This is a genomic window from Ignavibacteriales bacterium, from assembly GCA_015709675.1.
Taxonomy (GTDB): Bacteria; Bacteroidota; Ignavibacteria; order Ignavibacteriales; family Ignavibacteriaceae; genus H2-BAC3.
In genome coordinates this window covers 2,849,095-2,868,482 of record CP054182.1, presented here as the reverse complement: position 1 = coordinate 2,868,482, position 19,388 = coordinate 2,849,095, and the positions used below count along the sequence as shown (strand labels likewise).

Sequence of the window (19,388 nt, the reverse complement as noted above, 5' to 3'; positions counted from 1 at the left end):
ATGGCATCTACAGAGACGGAAATAAAAGAACTTAAGACTAAATCAGCTATCACCTATGAACGAGGCGGACTTTCAAATCAGACGTTAACCGATATATATTACAAGTTAATAACACCTCGTCTTATTGAAGAGAAAATGCTGAATCTTCTCAGACAGGGTAAAATAAGCAAATGGTTTTCAGGTATCGGGCAGGAAGCTATTTCGGTAGGTACTGTTACCGCTCTGCCTCAAGATGTGATGATCATGCCCTTAATCCGCAATCTCGGAATTTTTACCGGAAGGGGAATTCCGCTTGCACGGCTCTTCTCGCAGTTTCAGGGAAAGTTCAACGGCTTTACCAAAGGAAGAGACCGGTCATTTCACTTTGGCAGTCTGGAGCATCATATATGCGGAATGATATCCCATCTCGGACCACAATTAGCTCTTGCTGATGGTGCAGCACTCTGGGAAAAACTTAAAGGAACTGGAAAGTGTTCTGTTGCATTCTCCGGAGACGGAGGAACAAGTCAGGGGGATTTTCATGAGGCACTTAATGTTGCGGCTGTTTGGGATTTGCCTGTTTTCTTTATTGTTGAGAATAATGGATACGGACTTTCAACACCAACCTCCCAGCAATATAAGTGTGCGACAATTGCTGATAAGGGAATAGGGTACGGAATTGAATCAATCAGAATTGACGGTAATAATGTGCTTGAGGTGTATGACACGATTTCATCCCTCTATAAGAAGCAGCAGGAAAACCCTCGTCCATTCCTTATCGAAGCATTAACATTCAGAATGAGGGGACATGAGGAAGCTTCTGGTACCAAGTATGTGCCGAAAGAGTTGTTTGAGCAGTGGGGTAAAAAAGATCCGGTTTCCAATTACGAGTATTATCTGATTGATGAAGGAGTACTGACTGAAAATCAGACAGCTGCTATAAGAGAGCGGATCAAGGAGGAAATTAATGAGGAGTGGGAACGGAGCGAAAAGGAGCCGGAAGTAACCCCAGATACCATCTTTGAACTCAATGATATGTATCCGCGATTTACCAAATCTGCTGCACCCGCTCCTGAAGAAACAAAGAGAGAGATTCGCTTTATTGATGCGGTGTCTGAAGGACTGAAACAGTCACTTCAGAATAACCCTGAGTTGATCGTCATGGGGCAGGATGTTGCCGATTATGGGGGAGTATTCAAAATTACGGATGGTTTTATTTCGGAATTCGGGAAAGAGAGAATCCGGAACACGCCGCTTTGTGAGTCGGCTATCATTGGCACAGCGCTTGGATATGCCATTAAAGGGGGCAAAGCTGTAGTTGAAATGCAGTTTGCAGATTTTGTTTCCTGCGGTTTTAATCAGATTGTAAACAATCTGGCAAAGATTAATTATCGCTGGGAAGCTCCTGCAAATGTAGTTGTCCGCCTACCATGCGGAGGAGGTGTGGGAGCAGGACCGTTTCACTCCCAGACCAATGAAGCATGGTTCTTCCATACACCAGGTCTTAAGATTGCGTATCCTTCGAATCCCTATGATGCAAAGGGGTTATTAGCCAGAGCTATCGAAGATCCTGCTCCCGTTCTTTTCTTTGAGCATAAAGGCCTTTACAGATCATTATCCGGATTTGTACCGGAACAGTATTACTCTTTAGAGTTCGGCAGGGCTGCCAAACTTTCGGAAGGTAACTCTGTTACCATAATTACTTATGGTTATGGCACCATCTGGGCAAAGAATATGCTTGAGAAATTTCTTTCGAACACATTGGAAATCATTGACTTACGTACTCTTGTCCCGATTGATTATGAACTAATTTTCTCGAGTGTAAAGAAAACAGGAAAGGTTCTTATTCTTCACGAAGATACGCTTACGGGCGGAATCGGAGCAGAGATATCTGCCAGAATTTCCAGAGAATGTTTTGAATATCTTGATGCTCCCGTTTACCGGTCTGCTTCGCTTGATACACCTGTTCCTTTCTCAGTAAAACTTGAGAATAATTTTCTTCCTTCAGGCAGACTGGAGAAAGAACTGAAGGAGCTGCTGGCTTATTGATAAAGAGGATGCTCCGGTGGAGAAAATAGGAATTATGCCAAGGATATTTCTCTTTTTATCTCTTGCCGGATTATTCCTTTCACTGTTCCAGGAGTATTACGGTTCTGGCGGTATGCGGGCCGAATTGGGTCAATTTACCTCCGATTCTTCCTCTTATTCAAAATTCCCGAACTGGCAGGACTTATATAACACGCCTGAACAGTATAAAATTGATGTCCTTCATTATGATTTTTCAATCAGACTTGACTATTCTGCAAAGAATATTCAGGCTGAAAGTATCATTACTCTTGTTGTAACAGAGAACATAAACACGGTCGATCTGAATTTTGGCAGCAGTCTAAAGATTGGTGAACTGCTGCTGAATGGCAAAGAAGTTCAGTATAAACGAAGCGGAATGGTACTCTCGGTTCTTTCATCCTCAGTTCCGGGTGATACACTCGAGGTAAAAATTAGTTATTCGGGCAAACCACTTAATCAGGGAGACGGGTCTTTTACCTGGCAGGGATTTAACGGAGCCAGGGTAATCAGTACTCTCGGAGAACCAAATCTTAATCCTTCCTGGTTCATTTGTAATGACAGACCAGATGATAAGGCGCTCCTGGATATTCGTATAACTAATGACACCTCATTTACATCGGTCTCAAATGGCTCCCTGATTGCGGTAATAACGGAAGGGGATCAAAAAACGTATCACTGGAGGAGCAGTTATCCCGTATCGACCTATTTGATAGCCCTGTATTCAGGTCAGTATGAGCGATTTGAGGATAAATACATTTCTGCCTCGGGAGATACCATTCCAATTGAGTATTATGTAGTTCCTTCGAAACGTAAAGCGGCTGAAACCGCTTTTGCCAGACATGCAGATATGTTTGAATTTATGGAACTTACAATCGGAGAATACCCCTTCAAAAGAGAAAAATATGGTGTGGCAGGATTCAACTGGCAGGGCGGAGCCATGGAGAACCAGACAATCACAGGAGTCGGGCATTCACTCATTGACGAATCTTCGGCTATGGAGACAACATATCTTCATGAACTCGCACATCACTGGTTTGGGAATTCGGTTGGTCCAAAAACGTGGAGGGATATCTGGCTGAATGAGGGTTTTGCAAGCTATTTTGAAGGACTTTATCTCATTTACACCGGTCAAATTAGGGATATTTCTGAATATATGGCCGGATTACGAAGGATAGAATACCCAGATAAAATGTATAATCCGGGCCATGATGAGATTTTTAACAGGGCGGTCTACGACAAAGGAGCATGGGTACTTCATGCTCTGAGATATGAAATAGGAGATAGTCTGTTTTCCCGGGTTTTGAAAACCTATTACGAGACGTATAAGTATTCAAATGCTTCAACGCAGGACTTTCAGTATATTTGTGAGATGGTTTCCGGTACTGATTTGAGACGTTTTTTTAATCAGTACGTCTATTACGGTAACGAAATTCCGGTGATCAGATACCACTATTCCGTTGAGAAGCAGGGGGCGGTGTATCAGACCACCATAGTATTTGAACAAAAAAATGTAACTGAACCATATCAGGTTAAATTTGATATTACCCTGAGTGGTGAAGATCAAACTTCTGATGAGAGAATTCTCCTGACTGACTGGTCTGAAACGAAAGTTTTTAAGACCCGGTTTCTGCCAAAAAAAATTCTGCCGGATAAAAACGGAAATTTCATCGGATTGATCGTCCCCGCAAAGTAAATTTTATAAGCCATTGAAGTCTTACAGTAAAGGACCATTTTATTTTATATCAGATATCCATCTTGGATTATCTGATCCGCAAACTGAAAGAAACAAAGAATCAGTTCTTGTCAGCTTTCTTGATAGTATAAAAAACGCCGAGGTATTATTCATTGCAGGCGATCTTTATGACTATTGGTTTGAATACCGCAGAGTGTATCAGAAGGGTTTTTTCCGTCTGCTGAATTCATTATATAATCTGCGGGCCAGGGGTACTGAGATTGTTTATGTTATTGGTAACCATGATTTCATGCATAGGGATTTTTTTTCATCTGAAATCGGTGCCGTGATGATCGAGGATGATTTTACTGCAGAACTGAATGGCAAAAGATTTTATATCTCCCATGGGGATGGCTTGTTAAAAGGAGATTATGGTTATAAGATGCTTAAAATGGTACTGCGTAATAAAAAGATTCAGTGGCTCTATTCTCTTATTCATCCTGATTTGGGCATTAGTCTGGCAGGCCACTCAAGCAAGACCAGCCGTCAGCATACTTCTTCCCGGACGGGATTGGAAACAGATGGTCTGAAGGATAAAGCCTCGGAAATCCTGAGTACCGGTTTCGATTATGTTCTTTTCGGTCATACACACCGGAGAGTCATGCAAAATATCGGTGGTGGATGGTATGTTAATCTCGGTACCTGGCTGGAAAAGCCCTGTTACGGAAAATTTGAAAACGATATATTTACGATTAATGATTTGAGTTAAAATCCGCATAGCATGAATAAAACAGTTAAAAAGAAAAATCCAGGCCATAAAAAGTTATATATATTTTCAGGTATTGTTGTCCTCTTTCTGTTATTTCTGTGGTATGTTGTAAGCGGATTGCCCGGGCTTGAAGAACTGGAAAATCCGGATCCACACTTTGCGACAAAGGTCTATTCCGTTGATGGTGAACTTGTCGGGCAGTTTTATATTGAGAACAGAATCGAAACAGACATTGACAGTCTTCCGAAACATCTGATAGAAGCTCTCATTGCAACGGAGGACAGGAAATTTTATGATCACTGGGGTGTTGATCTTGACCGCTTTGTTAAAGCAATGGTGAAAAATATCTTTACTTTTTCAAGGGAGGGGGCAAGCACCATAACGCAGCAGCTTGCAAAGAATCTTTATCAGCTTAAAGGAGCGAAAGAAAATCTTTTTGATACGGGCGTCAGAAAACTGCGGGAGTGGTTCACTGCTATTCAGATTGAACGTACTTTTACAAAAAAGGAAATTCTGGAGCTGTATCTCAATATATCCTATTTTGGTAAGGGAGCTTACGGAGTAGAAACCGCTGCACAGATATATTTTAATAAAAAAGCTGATGAGCTGACGGTACCCGAATCTGCTTTGCTCATTGCGCTTTTAAAATCATCTGTATTTTATGATCCAGAAAAAAGACCGGAAAGGGCAAAACAAAGAAGAAATATTGTCATGTACAATATGGTACAGCAGGAAGTTTTGTCTTCATCGGAATATGAAAAGTTCAAAAGGGAACCGATCGTTCTTGCAAGGGGGCAGAAAGTAAATATAAAAACAGTTGCACCGCATTTTCTGGAATATATCCGTCAGGAAATGCAGCAGCTGATAGCTGATAAAAGAATTTCTGCTGATCTCTATCGGGACGGACTGACAATCTATACAACTCTGGATTATCAGATGCAGATTATAGCGAATAAAGTTTCGAAAGAACATCTCGCTGAGTATCAGGCGTTGTTTAATAAAAACTGGAAATGGGAGAAAAATAACGCACTTCTGAAGTCATTAGTTGAACGGGCTGCCAGGAACAGTAATCTTTACCGTTCTGCGGAAACCGAATCAGAAAAGAAAAGAGTATTAAATCTCCTCAAGAATGATCCTGAATTCGTAGATTCAGTAAAAATTGCAGAAGCCACGGTGCAGGTTGGGTTTGTTGTTACAGATCAGTCAAGCGGTGAGATACGCGCAATGGTGGGGGGTGAGAACCAGGATTTTCTTTACGGACTGAATCATGTTACTCAGATCAGAAGGCAGCCAGGCTCATCCTTTAAACCCATTGTTTATGCTGTTGCAGTTGATAATGGCTGTTCTCCGGAACAGTTGTTTGAGAATCAGATCTTTGAATATGAAGGGTGGTCACCGAGAAACAGCGACGGAGAATATGGTGATTTTATGACTCTGAGGGAAGCCTTAGCCCGCTCAGTTAACGTTATTGCAGGAAGGCTAACCACATCTGATTATGCCCCTCCAGAACAGGTGGTACAGCTTGCTAAGGATATGGGGATCAATTCCGAACTGCGTGCTTTTCCATCAATAGCCCTTGGAACTTCTGAAATCACTCCGCTTGAACTTGCTGGCGCATACGGAACTATTGCCAACGGCGGCATCTATATGAAACCCTTCTCAATTTTACGGGTTGAAGACAGAAATGGTATTGTGATTTATGAGACCAGACCTCAAAAGAAAAACGTTCTCTCACCAAGAACCGCTGCAATAGTTGTGGATATGATGCAGGATGTTGTCAACTGGGGAACAGGCGCTGGAGCCAGAAGATATTTCCACAGACCGGCTGCCGGTAAGACAGGGACCACGCAGGCGTATTCTGATGCCTGGTTCGGAGGATTTACTCCTCAGCTGCTAGGTGTAGTATGGGTCGGTTTTGATGATCACAGGGTAAAATTTAGCGGCTGGTACGGTCAGGGAGCCAAAGCGGCTATGCCGATCTGGGCTAAATTCATGGCGGAAACTTATAAAACACTTAATCTTCCGCTTAAATATTTTGATATTCCATCCGGTGTAGCATATGCGGAATTTTGCAAATATGCTGTCAGTCAGGGAGTACCAGCTCTGGCCAATGAGACCTGTCCGGAGGTAATTTCAGACATTATTGATACTGAGAATCCGCCTGAGCAGTGTATTTTTCATCCGGGACCCCCAAGAAGACCAGGGGGACAGGCTGATACACAAAACAAAAATACTTCGGGGGGGTCTGGTTGGTAATTATCTAAAATTTTACTAAATTTGTAGGCTAAAATCTGCCCGGATGGTGGAATTGGTAGACACGCTAGTTTCAGGAGCTAGTGCCGGTTTCGGCATGGGGGTTCGAGTCCCCCTTCGGGCACAACGGTTTACCGATGTGTTTTAAGTAATTGCCCAGAATCTTTATGATTTTGGGCATTTTTTTTCTTAATTCTCAGCGATTTCCATTTCCTTTACCTCCTTTTGAACTTCATTTCCGTTTGATCATCAAAGAAATTATTATCCTCAATCAGGGGAAATAATGTAATTTTACTCAGTGTGTTTCATTTTTTCCTGATTTTGAATTGGTATTTGCAAGTTGAATTCTGTTCCGATTCCTGCAGCATTAGGTTACGCAGAAGCAATTGAACTGGCCGCCGCCCATTATGAAAATTTTCCCGTTGCTTCAATTTTACTTCCCGAAAATTACAGGAAACACATTGCTGTTATCTATTGGTTTGCAAGAACTGCTGACGATATAGCGGATGAAGGGGAGAAAAGTATATCCGAAAGACAGAGTGAATTAGATTCTTTTCTTGATTCATTCAGATCTGCAATCCGGGGGGAGTTAAAGGATTATAAATGGCAGGCGCTGGCATATACAATTTCTGCTTTTAATCTTTCGATAATCAATTTTGAAGATTTGATTTCAGCTTTTCGTCAGGATACGAAAAAAAAACGATATCTGAACCACGAAGAACTTTCCGACTACTGCCGCCGTTCAGCTAATCCAGTAGGACGGCTTTTGCTTGAATTGTTTAATATCCGGAATGAACAGGCAAATTTTTACTCTGATAAAATTTGTACTGCACTCCAGCTGATCAATTTTTACCAGGATGTCTCGGTGGATATTAAAAAGGGGAGAATTTACCTGCCTTTGGACACTCTTAAAAGATATTATCTTTCAGAATCAGATTTTCTCCTGGATGAGCAAAAATTGAATTTTGGAAAAATGATGGAAGAATTAGCAGGAGAGTCTGAAAGGATGCTGCTGGAAGGGAGGCATCTGCTCCCGTTTTTACCCTTCCGTCTGAGATTCGAAATTGCAGCTACCATAAATGGTGGCTTGGAAATTATCAGAAAAATCCGCAATATTCGGTATCAGGTTTCCACTATTCGACCAGTCCTGAAAAAATCAGATTATTTACAAATTGGAATAAAATCACTCATTCATGCAGTTGTCTGAAGCTCAGTTAATCTCAAAGGAAAGCAAAAGCAGTTTTTACTACGCTTTTAATCTTCTCCCCGCCGCTAAAAGGGAAGCGATGAATATCATCTATGCCTTCTGCCGGAAAACTGATGACATTGTGGATGAGGAATCTCTGAAAAACGAGATTAAATACAATAATCTTGTCAGGTGGCGTTCAGAACTGGAGTTAGCCGCTGTTAATAAATCTGAATTTCCGCTCCTGAATAAAACTGCCAATATCATAACTCAGTTCAGAATTCAGCCGGAACTCCTTTTTGAGCTCATTAAGGGGATGGAAATGGATCTGGTCAAAAACCGGTATGAAAATTTTGAAGAACTGCGCCTCTATTGTTACCGAGTTGCCTCCACTGTAGGGCTGATGTGTATTGAGATATTCGGATACAAAAATGAATCCGCAAAAGAGTTTGCCGAGAATCTTGGAATAGCCCTTCAGCTGACAAACATCATCCGAGATGTGGGGGAGGATGCCGCAAAAGGAAGAATTTACCTTCCAATGGATGAACTTGAGCGTTTTGGATATTCAGAAAAAGAGCTTCTTTCCAATACCATAAACAGAGCATATATCAACCTGATGCAGTTTCAGTCAGAAAGAGCCAAAGAATATTTCCGCAAGGCTACTGAAGCCCTGACACTGGAAGATAAGCCAAGTATGTTTGCTGCAAGAGCAATGCAGCATATTTATTTCCGCGTGCTTCAGCGAATTGTCCAGGCGGAATTTGATGTTTTTAACAAAAAAATTAAACTGAATACCTTTGAAAAAGTTGGTATCTCGCTCGGAGTGTGGGCGAAATATCAGCTTGTTTACCGATGAAAAAAGTCGTTATTATCGGGGGAGGCATTGCAGGGCTTTCTGCAGCAGTGCATCTTCTCCGCAAAGGTATACAACCACTTCTTCTTGAATCCACAAAAAAAGCCGGCGGAAGAACTACCTCATTTTTTGATCCCAATTTCAATTCATACCTTGATAACGGACAGCATATCCTCATGGGCTGTTATAAGGAGACTCTTTCCTTATTTTCTCAGGTGGAAATCAAATCGAATTTCATACTGAACGAATCACTCCATATTGATTATTCAGACGGTGAGCGATATACCCTAAAGGCACCCAGGTATTTCTATCCTCTTAATCTGGCAATTGCCCTGTTTAGATATAAACCTTTGTCATTTAATGAATCCCTGGCAGCATTGTTTTTGATGATGCGCGTTCTGGCCAATATTTCCAGTCGTCCATCCGGAAAAAATGTAGTGGTCTGGTTAAAAGAAAATGGGCAGAATGATAATCTGATTAAGTACTTATGGACTCCGCTGATAATCGGGGCAATGAATACTTCGGTTGAAAAAGCTGATGCGGGAATTTTCTGTAAAATAGTTAAGGAAATTTTCTTTCGCGGAAAATTATCCTCAACCATTATTCTTCCCAAAAGCGACCTGCAATCTTCACTGGTGCAAACTCTTGAGGCAAAGATTACTTCTGAAGGGGGAGTAATAAACTACTCCTCGCAGGCAGTTAGAATTAACAAAAAAGATAATGGTTTTTCTGTACTCTTAAAGAACGGAGAAGAAATTTCCGCGGAGGCAGTTATTCTTGCTGTTCCGCGGCACGCTCTTAATAAAATTGCATTACCTGAGGATCTCGTAATTGATCAGCAGAGTGACCTCACTTATTCAAACATTCTGTCAGTACACATTAAGTCAGATGAAATTCTTCTCAGAGAATCATTTATCGGACTTCATAACTCGCCAGTGCACTGGGTTTTTCACAATGAAGATTTTTTGTCGGTTGTAATAAGTGATGCGGATGAGTATAAGGATCTAAGTGATCAGGAAATCCTCTCGATAATAATCCCGGAACTGCTTAGGCATAACATTCTGGGCTCGGAAAAACTCACTGCTTACAGAATTATAAAAGAAAAACGGGCAACATTTGTCCCTGATATAAATTCTTCAAAACTACGATTACCTGCGAGGACTAATCAGAAGGGGATATATCTTGCCGGAGACTGGACCGATACCGGACTTCCGGCAACCATAGAAGGTGCTGCGCTAAGCGGACGGCTTGCGGCTGAGGCTGTTTTTAGTCCTGGTCATTAATATCTCGAAAGAAACAAAATAGCCTGACCACTTCGTTCCGAACGAAGCGGTCTCTAATGTTCTAAATACCTTTAATGAGCATCAAGCCAGTTAACACCGGTTCCCGCTTCTACCAGCATAGGCACAGAAAGGGGCAAAGCGTTCTGCATAATATCAATCACTGCACTTTTAACTTTTTCGAGTTCCGGTTTATAAACATCAAAGACTAGTTCATCATGCACCTGAAGCACCATACGTGACTTAAATTTCTGTTCCCTGAAATAATGATGCAGGCGTACCATTGCAAGTTTTATGATATCTGCTGCTGCTCCCTGTATTGGCATATTAATCGCTACACGCTCTTCGAACTGCCTAACTGTAAAATTGCTGCTGTTTATATTTTTAAGATATCTCCTGCGGCCGGTTATGGTCTCTGAAAAGCCCCGTTCTCTTGCTTTATTGATACTTTCATCCATGAAAGATTTAACTGACTTAAAAGTGGTAAAATAACCGTCAATAATTTCTTTTGCCTGCTGCTGAGAGATACCGAGCCGTGTTTTAAGTCCGAATACCCCGATCCCGTATAAAATACCAAAGTTCACTTCCTTCGCTTTGCGGCGCATATCGGATGTAACTTCATCTTTACTGATACCAAAGACCAGCGCCGCTGTGCTGCGGTGTATATCCTCGCCATTTTTAAATGCATTCACCAGATATTCATCGCCTGAGAGGTGAGCCATAATTCGCAATTCAATCTGGCTGTAATCCGCGCTCAGGAGTATATGGTCATTATCGGCGGGAATAAACGCTTTTCGTATATCCTTGCCAAGCTCTGTCCGGATAGGAATATTCTGCAAATTAGGATCAACACTTGAAAGCCGTCCGGTAGCTGCTACAACCTGATTAAAGGAACTATGAATTCTGCCGGTAAGAGGATGAATCATCTCCGGAAGGGAATCTGTATATGTTGATTTCAGTTTTGAAACTGTACGGTAATTTAAAATATGCTCAACAATCTCATGTTCATTACGGATTGATTCGAGAGATTGTGCATCGGTTGAGTAGCCCGATTTAATTTTTTTAGTCGGAGGGAGCTTTAAGTTTTCAAACAGGATTTTTTGCAGCTGGGCAGGGGAGCCGACATTAAATATCTGTCCGGCCATCTCATGTATGACGGTGGTTTCACTTTCAATAAGCTTCTGAAGTTCCTTACTTTGCTGTTTCAGAGCATGTACATCAACTCTGATGCCTGCTCTTTCCATATCAGCAAGCACTTCGACTAACGGGAATTCTATTTCATGAGCAAGTTTATCCTGACCTGTTTCCTGAACTTTTTTATTGAGTATGGTAAAAAGCTGATAGGTAACATCGGCATCTTCACAGGAATAGTCAGATATATTCTTTACGGGTACCGAATATATTCTGGAAGGATCTTTTTTCTCCCCTATAAGTGAAGAGAGGGGAATGGGATCGTAATCAAGATATTTTCTTGAAAGATCATCCATATTGTGCTTCTGATCGGGATCAAGAATATAAGATGCAACCATGGTATCAAAGTAGAAACCGTTAACGGTGATGCCATAATTTTTCAGTACTGATATGTCAAACTTACCGTTCTGACAAATCTTTTTAACGGAAGCATTTTCAAATACCGGTTTGAATATTTCGGCAAAAGCATCCGTCGTGCATTCCTCAGGCCAGCTGGCATCCGACTGTGCATAACGGAACGGAATATAGTATGCTTCGTGTGCATTAAAAGAAAAGGCTGCCCCAACCATATTCATCCTGAACCTGTCAAGTGAGTCAGTCTCAGTATCAAATACAAAAAGTTCCTGTTTGCTGAGCTTTTCCGCAAGAGTTTTCATTTCCTTCACTGAACGAATGAGAGTGTAATTCTTGCTCTGGGTGGAAATTGTACTGTTATCAAACAAGGTGGTTTCATGAGGCCCTTCAAGATCAGTATCAGTGAGTTTAAATATTTCAATGATACGGTTAAGAGAGCGCGAGAACTCCAGTTCAGTAAAAAGTTTTCTTACAACCGGGTAATCAGGTTTTTTAACAGCCATCTCGGAGAGATTTAAATCAAGAGGGATGTCTTTTCTGATTGTAATCAGATCTTTTGAAATCCTGACATCCTCCGCGGCGGCTAATAACTTTTTCTTTGTTCCTTCAGGTGTAACCTCATTGATTCTTTCATAGATACTATCTATCGTTCCAAATTCCTTGATAAGCTTAAGGGCTCCCTTTTCTCCAATGCCTTTTGCACCAGGGATATTATCGCTTTGGTCACCCAGCAGAGATAAATAATCAATCATCTGATTGGGGCTGAATTCATACGTTTCCAGGACCTTTTCGGGACTGAGAATAGTATAATCTTCACCTGAACGCCCGGGCTTAACAAGATAAACTCTGTCTGTGACCAATTGGACGTAATCTTTGTCAGGGCTGATCATATAGGTAAACAGCCCTGATTGTTCAGCCTTACTGCTTGCGGCACCGATGATATCATCCGCTTCATAGCCAGGAAGAATCAGCAGAGGAATCCCGAGTGCTTCAACAACCTCCTTTATCCTTCCGATTTGCGGAATCATATCGTCCGGCATTTCGTCCCGGGTACCTTTGTACTCAGCGTACATTTCATGTCTGAACGTTTTTTCTTTTGAATCAAATGCAACAGCAGCATAATCGGGCTTCAGATCTTCATAAATTTTAATTATCTGATTCAGAAATCCGAATACAGCCGAGGTTGGCTCTCCATTTTTTGTGTAAAGAGGTCTTGTCTTGAATGCAAAGTATGCCTTATAGGCAAGAGCCATTGCATCAATAATTACAAATTTTTTACCGGACATTGTTTTCTTCCTGTTTTGTCTTATACTTTCTGTAGAAGTAGATTGGAAGGCCCATAAGGATTAGCATAAGTCCCATGGCTGCATTTTCCGTATCAGAAACTAATGAATTCAGTAAAAAGAAAAATGAGAAAGCAACAAACAAGAGAGGTGTGTAAGGGTAACCCCATACCTTATATCTTCTGGGGGCATCAGGCATCTTTTTTCTGAGTATGATTACACCATAAGCTCCGAGCATATAAAACAGCCAGGCAGCAAAAATTACATAATCAGAAATGGTATCAAACGACCCTGAAAGAACAAGAACCGCTGACCAGAGACCCTGTACAAGAAGCGAGATGTGCGGAGTTGCAAATTTCGGATGAATTCTGCCAAGACTTTCAAAAAAGAGGTTGGTACGGGCCATTGCAAACTGTACGCGCGCTGTTGCCAGAATGCTTCCGTTAAGTGCGCCAAAAGTTGAAACGATTACACTTATGGCAATGATCGAAGCGCCAGTTGCTCCGAAAATTTTATCAGCCGCCGAAGCAGCAACAAGAGGGGAGTCCTTCATCTCATCAATAGGAAGCACATATAAATACGCAAGATTTATCAGGATATATACCCCCATGGTTATCAGGGTTCCGAGTAAGAGTGCACGGGGCACATTTCTTTGCGCGTCTTTTACTTCACCGGCCACATATGTTACATTATTCCATCCGTCATAAGCCCAGAATGCACCTGCAAGAGCAAGGCCGATCATAGGAAGGAAGTTATTGGTGAGTTCGGGAGCCAGTTCAAAACCGGTATACACGTTAGAAAAACTCCCATCAGCAAAGAAAATAATGATAAATGAGAGAAGTATGATTGAACCGATTTTTATGAACGTCACTATTGTCTGCACAATACCACCAAAGACAACCCCAACATAATTAACACCCGTCAGGAAAAGGAGGCATGCAATTGCTACCAGTTTAGTTCCGAATTCCGCGAATGGTCTTATATCTCCCACAAAGGGCATATAAACAGTTATCTCTTTCATGAACTGAGGCGCCTCAGGGAACTGAAAAAAGTAACTGAGATACTCAGCAAAAACATAGGCAATTGCCGCCTGACTCCCGGTCTGTATAACAGCAAGAACTGACCAGCCGTATAGGTAAGCCGTAAAATCCCCATACATCTCACGGAAATAGATATACTGTCCGCCGGTGGATTTAAAAAGTCCGGCTATTTCGGCATTTACCAGAGCCCCGATAAATGTAATCAGACCTGCCAGTATCCATATCCCGATTAATAACTCCGGTGAAAGGAGCTGCCCTGCCATTGTTGCTGGTTTACGGTAAATTCCTGATCCGATCATTGATCCGGCAACAATCATTGTGGCAGCGGTTACGCCGAGTCCTCGGATTAATTCTTTTTTGGCCTGTTCTTCCTTCATTTTGGCTTTCAGCTTAGTTTATAAATCATTTTTGCAAAAAGAAGTGTGTTTTGCGAAGTTTTTTCGAACAAACGCTTAAAATATCAATTTCATTATAAAATGAGGGGATTCTTCTTAAAAATATGCATTTTTTTTTGAGAATTTACGCTTTCCTCTTAACTTTGGGCTTTAATATTAGTTATTGAGCAATTACCTGAAATTCCCAAAACTTCATACACAAATACTAATAGCCCTCATTTTAGGAGTTCTTGCCGGTGTTTTGGTAAAAGAGCCGGAAGAGGTATTTACCATCAACTTTTCAGATGGGAGGGAACCGGAAAGGGTTGAGGACTGGAGTACTGTTGCATTACTTACAAATTCGGGGGATTCCGCCAGGTTTTCTGCAGGAAACACTCACTCCCTTATTCAAAAAAGCAAACAGTTTGTTAAATCCGGAACCGTCATTCTTGTGAGAGTAAACAACAAGGACGGACAGATCAGTGAATATGAGGGGCCTCTGAATCTGGCCAAACCTGAAACATTTGCTCATTCTGTTAAGTGGATTGGCGATATTTTTATCAGACTCCTGAATATGATTGCTATACCGCTGGTTATCTCAACTCTGATTGTCGGAGTCTCAAGTCTTGGAGATATAAAGAAGTTTACTAAAGTGGGGGGTCGGACGATGATTTTCTACCTCTCAACTACCGCGGTTGCCATAACCATCGGACTGGCGCTCGCGAATATCATCAAACCAGGGGAACAACTCAACAGTTCAGTGCGAGATCAGCTTATTGCTGAGTATTCTGCTGATGCTGCTGAAAAAGTAACTGTACAGCCAAGCACTAATTTCATAAATGACTTTCTCATCCCGCTTATTCCCCGTAATATATTCTCTGCACTCACCAGCGGTGATATGCTGCAGATTGTATTTTTTGCTGTTTTTGTCGGTATTGTACTAAATATAGTCAGCAGAGAAAAAGGGGAGACTGTTATCAGATTTTTTGACGGACTAAGCGATGTTATGATCGTTATGGTTGACCTTGTTATGAAGATTGCGCCGCTTGCGGTTTTTGCACTTATCATGTATACCGTAGCCGATCTTGGTTACCAGATACTTGTTATTCTATTCTGGTACGCGGCAACTGTGTTGATCGGACTGGGGATTCATACTTTTGTTGTATATGGTGTGTTACTAAAAACATTTTCGAAAACCGGAATTGTGCGATTTTTCAGGGGCATCCGGGAGGCACAAACCATTGCCTTTACAACCTCATCAAGTGCGGCGACACTGCCCGTTTCGATGCAGTGTGCTGAAGAAAATCTTGGTATTTCTAAAAGTGTAACCGGTTTTGTACTGCCTCTCGGGGCGACTATTAATATGGATGGAACCGCGCTTTATCAGGGTGTTGCGGCTGTCTTTATCGCGCAGGTATTTGGTATGGATCTTACTCTCACTCAGCAGTTAAGTATTGTGCTCATGGCTACTCTTGCTTCAATAGGAACCGCACCGGTGCCGGGAGTCGGGATTCTAATGCTTGTCGTAATCCTGAAATCAGTTCATATTCCGGAAATCGGCATTGCACTTATTCTTGGCATTGACCGGATTCTGGATATGTGCAGAACGACTACCAATGTAACCGGAGACCTGGCAGTGGCTACAATAGTTGCTACTTATCAGAATGAAATTATTATCCCTGAATCAGAAAATCCTAATAAAAAGGAGGTTTAATGTCAGAACTCAATCAGAGAGAAGAATGGGGCAGTAAAATAGGTCTTATCCTTGCTGTTGCTGGTAATGCAGTCGGCCTAGGTAATTTCCTTCGTTTTCCTGTCCAGGCAGCCCAAAATGGCGGCGGTGCTTTTATGATTCCTTATTTCCTGTTCTTCCTTCTGCTTGGTATTCCCCTGATGTGGATAGAATGGGGAATAGGCAGGCATGGAGGAAAATACCGTCATGGCAGCGCTCCTGGTATGTTTCAGGTTCTCTGGAAACACCCGGTTGCTAAATATCTCGGAGCATTAGGACTGGTTATTTCTCTGGTCATTATGATTTACTACACTTTTATTGAATCCTGGACTCTGGCATTCAGTTTCTTTTCTTTGACAAAGCTTTATTTTGACCAGACCACCTTCGAAGGAATGACTTCATTCCTGAAGAGTTATCAGGGGGTTTCCCAAAGTGACCATTTTAGCAATGTATGGCCGGCATATGGTTTTCTGGTAGCAACTTTTGCACTCAACTTTTGGATTTTATACCGCGGAATCTCCAGAGGCATTGAAAAACTTGCCAAAATAGCTATGCCGATGCTTTTTATATTTGCAATCATTCTTGCGATCCGAGTAATTACTCTCGGAACACCTGATCCTGCACAGCCGGAGAATTCTGTATGGAATGGCTTTGGCTTTATCTGGAATCCGAATTTTGAGTTATTGAGCAACCCGAGTGTGTGGCTGGCTGCCGCGGGGCAGATTTTCTTTACTCTGTCAGTCGGGATGGGTACGATTCATGCTTATGCAAGTTACTTAAAACCAAAAGATGATATTGCGCTGTCTGGCCTTACGACTGCTTCCACGAACGAGTTTGCGGAAGTAGTACTCGGTGGTTCAATTGCGATCCCTGCTGCAGTAGCCTTTTTTGGTGTAACAATGACCACCCAGATAGCTATGGGGGGGTCTTTTAATCTGGGTTTTGTTTCGATGCCGATTATCTTTACAAAAATCCCATTTGGTGAGTTTTTTGGATTCATCTGGTTCCTCCTCCTTTTCTTCGCAGGTATTACAAGTTCAGTCGCGATGGGACAGCCGGTTATAGCCTTTCTCGAGGATGAACTTGGAATGGACAGAAAAAAAGCAACAATGCTTCTGGCGTTGATAGTATTTGTCTGCGTCCAGTTCGTTGTATTTTTCCTGAAATATGGATTCCTTGACGAAATGGACTATTGGGCAGGTACATTCGGTCTGGTAGTTTTTGCATTCATGGAAACTGTGATTTTCATGTGGGTATTTGACAGTAAGAAAGCATGGGAAGAGATGAATATGGGGGGTGATATCAAAATTCCAGTGATATTCCTCTATATTATGAAATATGTGACACCTGTTATTTTGTTTGTTATCATGGTCTGGTGGGCAGTTGATCAGGCAATCCCGATCCTTCTGCTTAAAGGAGTACCGGAGGAGAATCAGCCATATATCTGGGGCGCACGGCTGCTCATGCTTGCAATCAGCGCGCTGATTCTGTTCCTGGTAAAACTTGCGTGGGATAAAAAGGAAGCTAACTTAAAACATAATAATGGCTAAACTGGCTCCGCCTAAAGATGTAATTAAAGCAATGGGGCTGGTATTCGGTGATATCGGTACCAGCCCAATATATACTTTGGTAATCATCTTCACGCTAACTGCTCCTACACTGGATCATATACTGGGAGTGGTTTCTCTGATTTTCTGGACTCTTGTTATTATAGTAACACTCGGTTACTGGTTCCTGGCTATGTCATTGAACCATAAGGGGGAAGGGGGAATAATAGTTCTGAAAGAATTATTGTCCGGATATCTTAAAAAGGGAAAAAAGTATAACCGGGTTGCGTTTATGAGTTATATAGGACTCTCACTGCTTATGGGGGATGGTGTGATAACTCCCGCTATAACTTTATTATCTGCTGTAGAAGGAATTCCCCTGATACCAGGTTTTGAAAATACTCCATACTGGGTAGTGCTGTCTTCTGCTATTACTCTTGCTCTGATTTTGTTTGCGTTTCAGTCACGCGGTACTGACAAAGTATCAACGTACTTCGGGCCTGTTATGGTTGTCTGGTTTTCTTCGCTTTTCATTTTCGGATTGCTCAGCATACTCAGAATGCCTTCTATTCTGTCCGCAATTAACCCCTATTATGCTTATGATTTTTTGGCTAATAACGGTTTAATAGGTTATTTTATCTTGTCAGAAGTATTTCTTTGTGCCACAGGAGGGGAGGCGCTTTATGCTGACATGGGACATCTCGGTGACAAACCGATACGTTCCGCCTGGTTATTTGTTTTTGTTGCGCTGGTGGTGAATTATTTTGGACAGGGGGTATATATACTTGAATCAGGTAAACCAGGATTGTTCCTGTTTGAGATGGTCAAATTTCACGCAGAGTTTCTCTATGTGCCCTTCCTGATTTTAACTATCATGTCATCAATCGTTGCATCGCAGGCAATGATCAGTGCTGTTTTTTCATTGGTATTCCAGGGTATTAATACAAGAATTTTTCCACTACTTAGGATTAAGTACACTTCCACGGAACTTAAATCACAGATTTATATTGGTTCAGTGAACTGGGGACTATTTGTTGCGGTAGTTCTCATGATGCTTTTCTTCCGGCAGTCAGCGAACATTGCCGCGGCATACGGTCTGGCGGTGACTATGACTATGTCAATAACCGGTTATTTTATGATTCTTATCTTCAAGAACAGAAAGGATCACCTGAAACTGGTACTGGCCAGTATCTTTTTTGTTTCAATACTCGCTTATCTGGGAGCAATGTTTAGTAAACTCCCTCTCGGCGGTTACTGGTCACTTGTCCTAGCGACAATCCCGTTCTTTACAACGCTCTTATGGATATACGGTCAAAAAGCAGCCTATAAAAAATACCGGTCGCTTGATCTTGAAACCTTTAAGGTAAGTTTTGAACAGCTTTATGGACAGTTGAGTAAAATTAAAGGGAATGCAATCTTTTTTACGCGGAGTGTAGATTCTATTCCCGCATATATGGTCCATTGTATTATCAGTTCGAGTATTCTGTATGAAAAAAATATACTGGTTGCAATCAAAAGAACGGAAGATCCTCACGGACAGCATGTCGAAATTCATCCCGATTTCTCGGAAGGATTATCAGGCATTACCATTACGGCTGGATATATGGAAATTATAGATCTGCCTGCTATTCTTAAAAGGGAAAAGGTGAATGAGCGGGTAATTTTCTATGGAGTTGAAGATATACAGACCAGTAATATCATACTCAAACTTTACGCGATATTTAAAAAATTCTCTCCCAACTTCGTGCAGTTCTATGATCTGCCGAGCAGCAAAATTCACGGTGTTGTAACCAGATTAAAGGTGTAAT

At 41.7% G+C, this 19,388-nt stretch carries 12 protein-coding genes and 1 tRNA gene; 11 read left to right on the top strand and 2 right to left on the bottom strand.

All coding sequences use genetic code 11. From position 1 onward, the window contains the following. The 8 genes from HRU80_11015 to HRU80_10980 all read left to right on the top strand — a co-directional run bounded on the left by HRU80_11015 (nt 1) and on the right by HRU80_10980 (nt 10,062). The gene (locus tag HRU80_11015) at nt 1–2,028 is read left to right on the top strand and encodes a dehydrogenase (GenBank protein ID QOJ29382.1); all 2,028 of its coding nucleotides are present in this window, start codon (nt 1–3) and stop codon (nt 2,026–2,028) included. A 34-nt stretch (nt 2,029–2,062) separates the two neighbouring features. Further along, nucleotides 2,063–3,739 (top strand): M1 family metallopeptidase, encoded by a 1,677-nt coding sequence (locus HRU80_11010; GenBank protein ID QOJ29381.1) that lies wholly within the window; start codon nt 2,063–2,065, stop codon nt 3,737–3,739. Between the two features lie 13 nt (nt 3,740–3,752). Continuing rightward, nucleotides 3,753–4,487: a UDP-2,3-diacylglucosamine diphosphatase gene (locus HRU80_11005; GenBank protein ID QOJ29380.1), complete on the top strand. Its 735-nt coding sequence runs from the start codon at nt 3,753–3,755 to the stop codon at nt 4,485–4,487. A gap of 12 nt (nt 4,488–4,499) precedes the next feature. Next, nucleotides 4,500–6,743, top strand: a complete 2,244-nt coding sequence (locus tag HRU80_11000; GenBank protein ID QOJ29379.1) for a PBP1A family penicillin-binding protein — start codon at nt 4,500–4,502, stop codon at nt 6,741–6,743. A gap of 37 nt (nt 6,744–6,780) precedes the next feature. Beyond that, nucleotides 6,781–6,864 (top strand) — tRNA-Leu (locus tag HRU80_10995). Nucleotides 6,865–7,080: 216 nt separating this feature from the next. Further along, nucleotides 7,081–7,947 (top strand): squalene synthase HpnC, encoded by an 867-nt coding sequence (gene hpnC, locus HRU80_10990; GenBank protein ID QOJ29378.1) that lies wholly within the window; start codon nt 7,081–7,083, stop codon nt 7,945–7,947. Continuing rightward, nucleotides 7,934–8,782 (top strand): presqualene diphosphate synthase HpnD, encoded by an 849-nt coding sequence (gene hpnD, locus HRU80_10985; protein QOJ29377.1) that lies wholly within the window; start codon nt 7,934–7,936, stop codon nt 8,780–8,782. Before hpnC ends, hpnD begins: the two co-directional genes overlap by 14 nt. Beyond that, nucleotides 8,779–10,062, top strand: coding sequence for an oleate hydratase (locus tag HRU80_10980; GenBank protein QOJ29376.1), 1,284 nt, complete (start codon nt 8,779–8,781; stop codon nt 10,060–10,062). The genes hpnD and HRU80_10980 overlap by 4 nt, the downstream gene beginning before the upstream one ends. A gap of 71 nt (nt 10,063–10,133) precedes the next feature. Here HRU80_10980 and polA read toward each other — a convergent pair whose 3' ends face one another. Together polA and HRU80_10970 are read right to left on the bottom strand one after the other, a co-directional pair. Next, a complete protein-coding gene (polA, locus tag HRU80_10975; GenBank protein ID QOJ29375.1) occupies nt 10,134–12,890 on the bottom strand; it encodes a DNA polymerase I in 2,757 nt (918 codons plus the stop codon). Continuing rightward, complete coding sequence (locus HRU80_10970; GenBank protein QOJ29374.1) at nt 12,880–14,304, bottom strand: amino acid permease; 1,425 nt, start codon at nt 14,302–14,304, stop codon at nt 12,880–12,882. The genes polA and HRU80_10970 overlap by 11 nt, the downstream gene beginning before the upstream one ends. Before the next feature lie 181 nt (nt 14,305–14,485). On the opposite strand from HRU80_10970, the gene HRU80_10965 reads away from it, so the two are divergent. Genes HRU80_10965 through HRU80_10955 form a run of 3 tightly spaced genes read left to right on the top strand, consistent with a single transcriptional unit; the run spans nt 14,486 to nt 19,387 of the window. Then, complete coding sequence (locus HRU80_10965; protein QOJ29373.1) at nt 14,486–16,015, top strand: dicarboxylate/amino acid:cation symporter; 1,530 nt, start codon at nt 14,486–14,488, stop codon at nt 16,013–16,015. Beyond that, nucleotides 16,015–17,583, top strand: coding sequence for a sodium-dependent transporter (locus HRU80_10960; protein QOJ29372.1), 1,569 nt, complete (start codon nt 16,015–16,017; stop codon nt 17,581–17,583). The genes HRU80_10965 and HRU80_10960 overlap by 1 nt, the downstream gene beginning before the upstream one ends. After that, nucleotides 17,576–19,387, top strand: a complete 1,812-nt coding sequence (locus HRU80_10955; protein QOJ29371.1) for a KUP/HAK/KT family potassium transporter — start codon at nt 17,576–17,578, stop codon at nt 19,385–19,387. The genes HRU80_10960 and HRU80_10955 overlap by 8 nt, the downstream gene beginning before the upstream one ends. Nucleotide 19,388 lies beyond the last annotated feature (1 nt).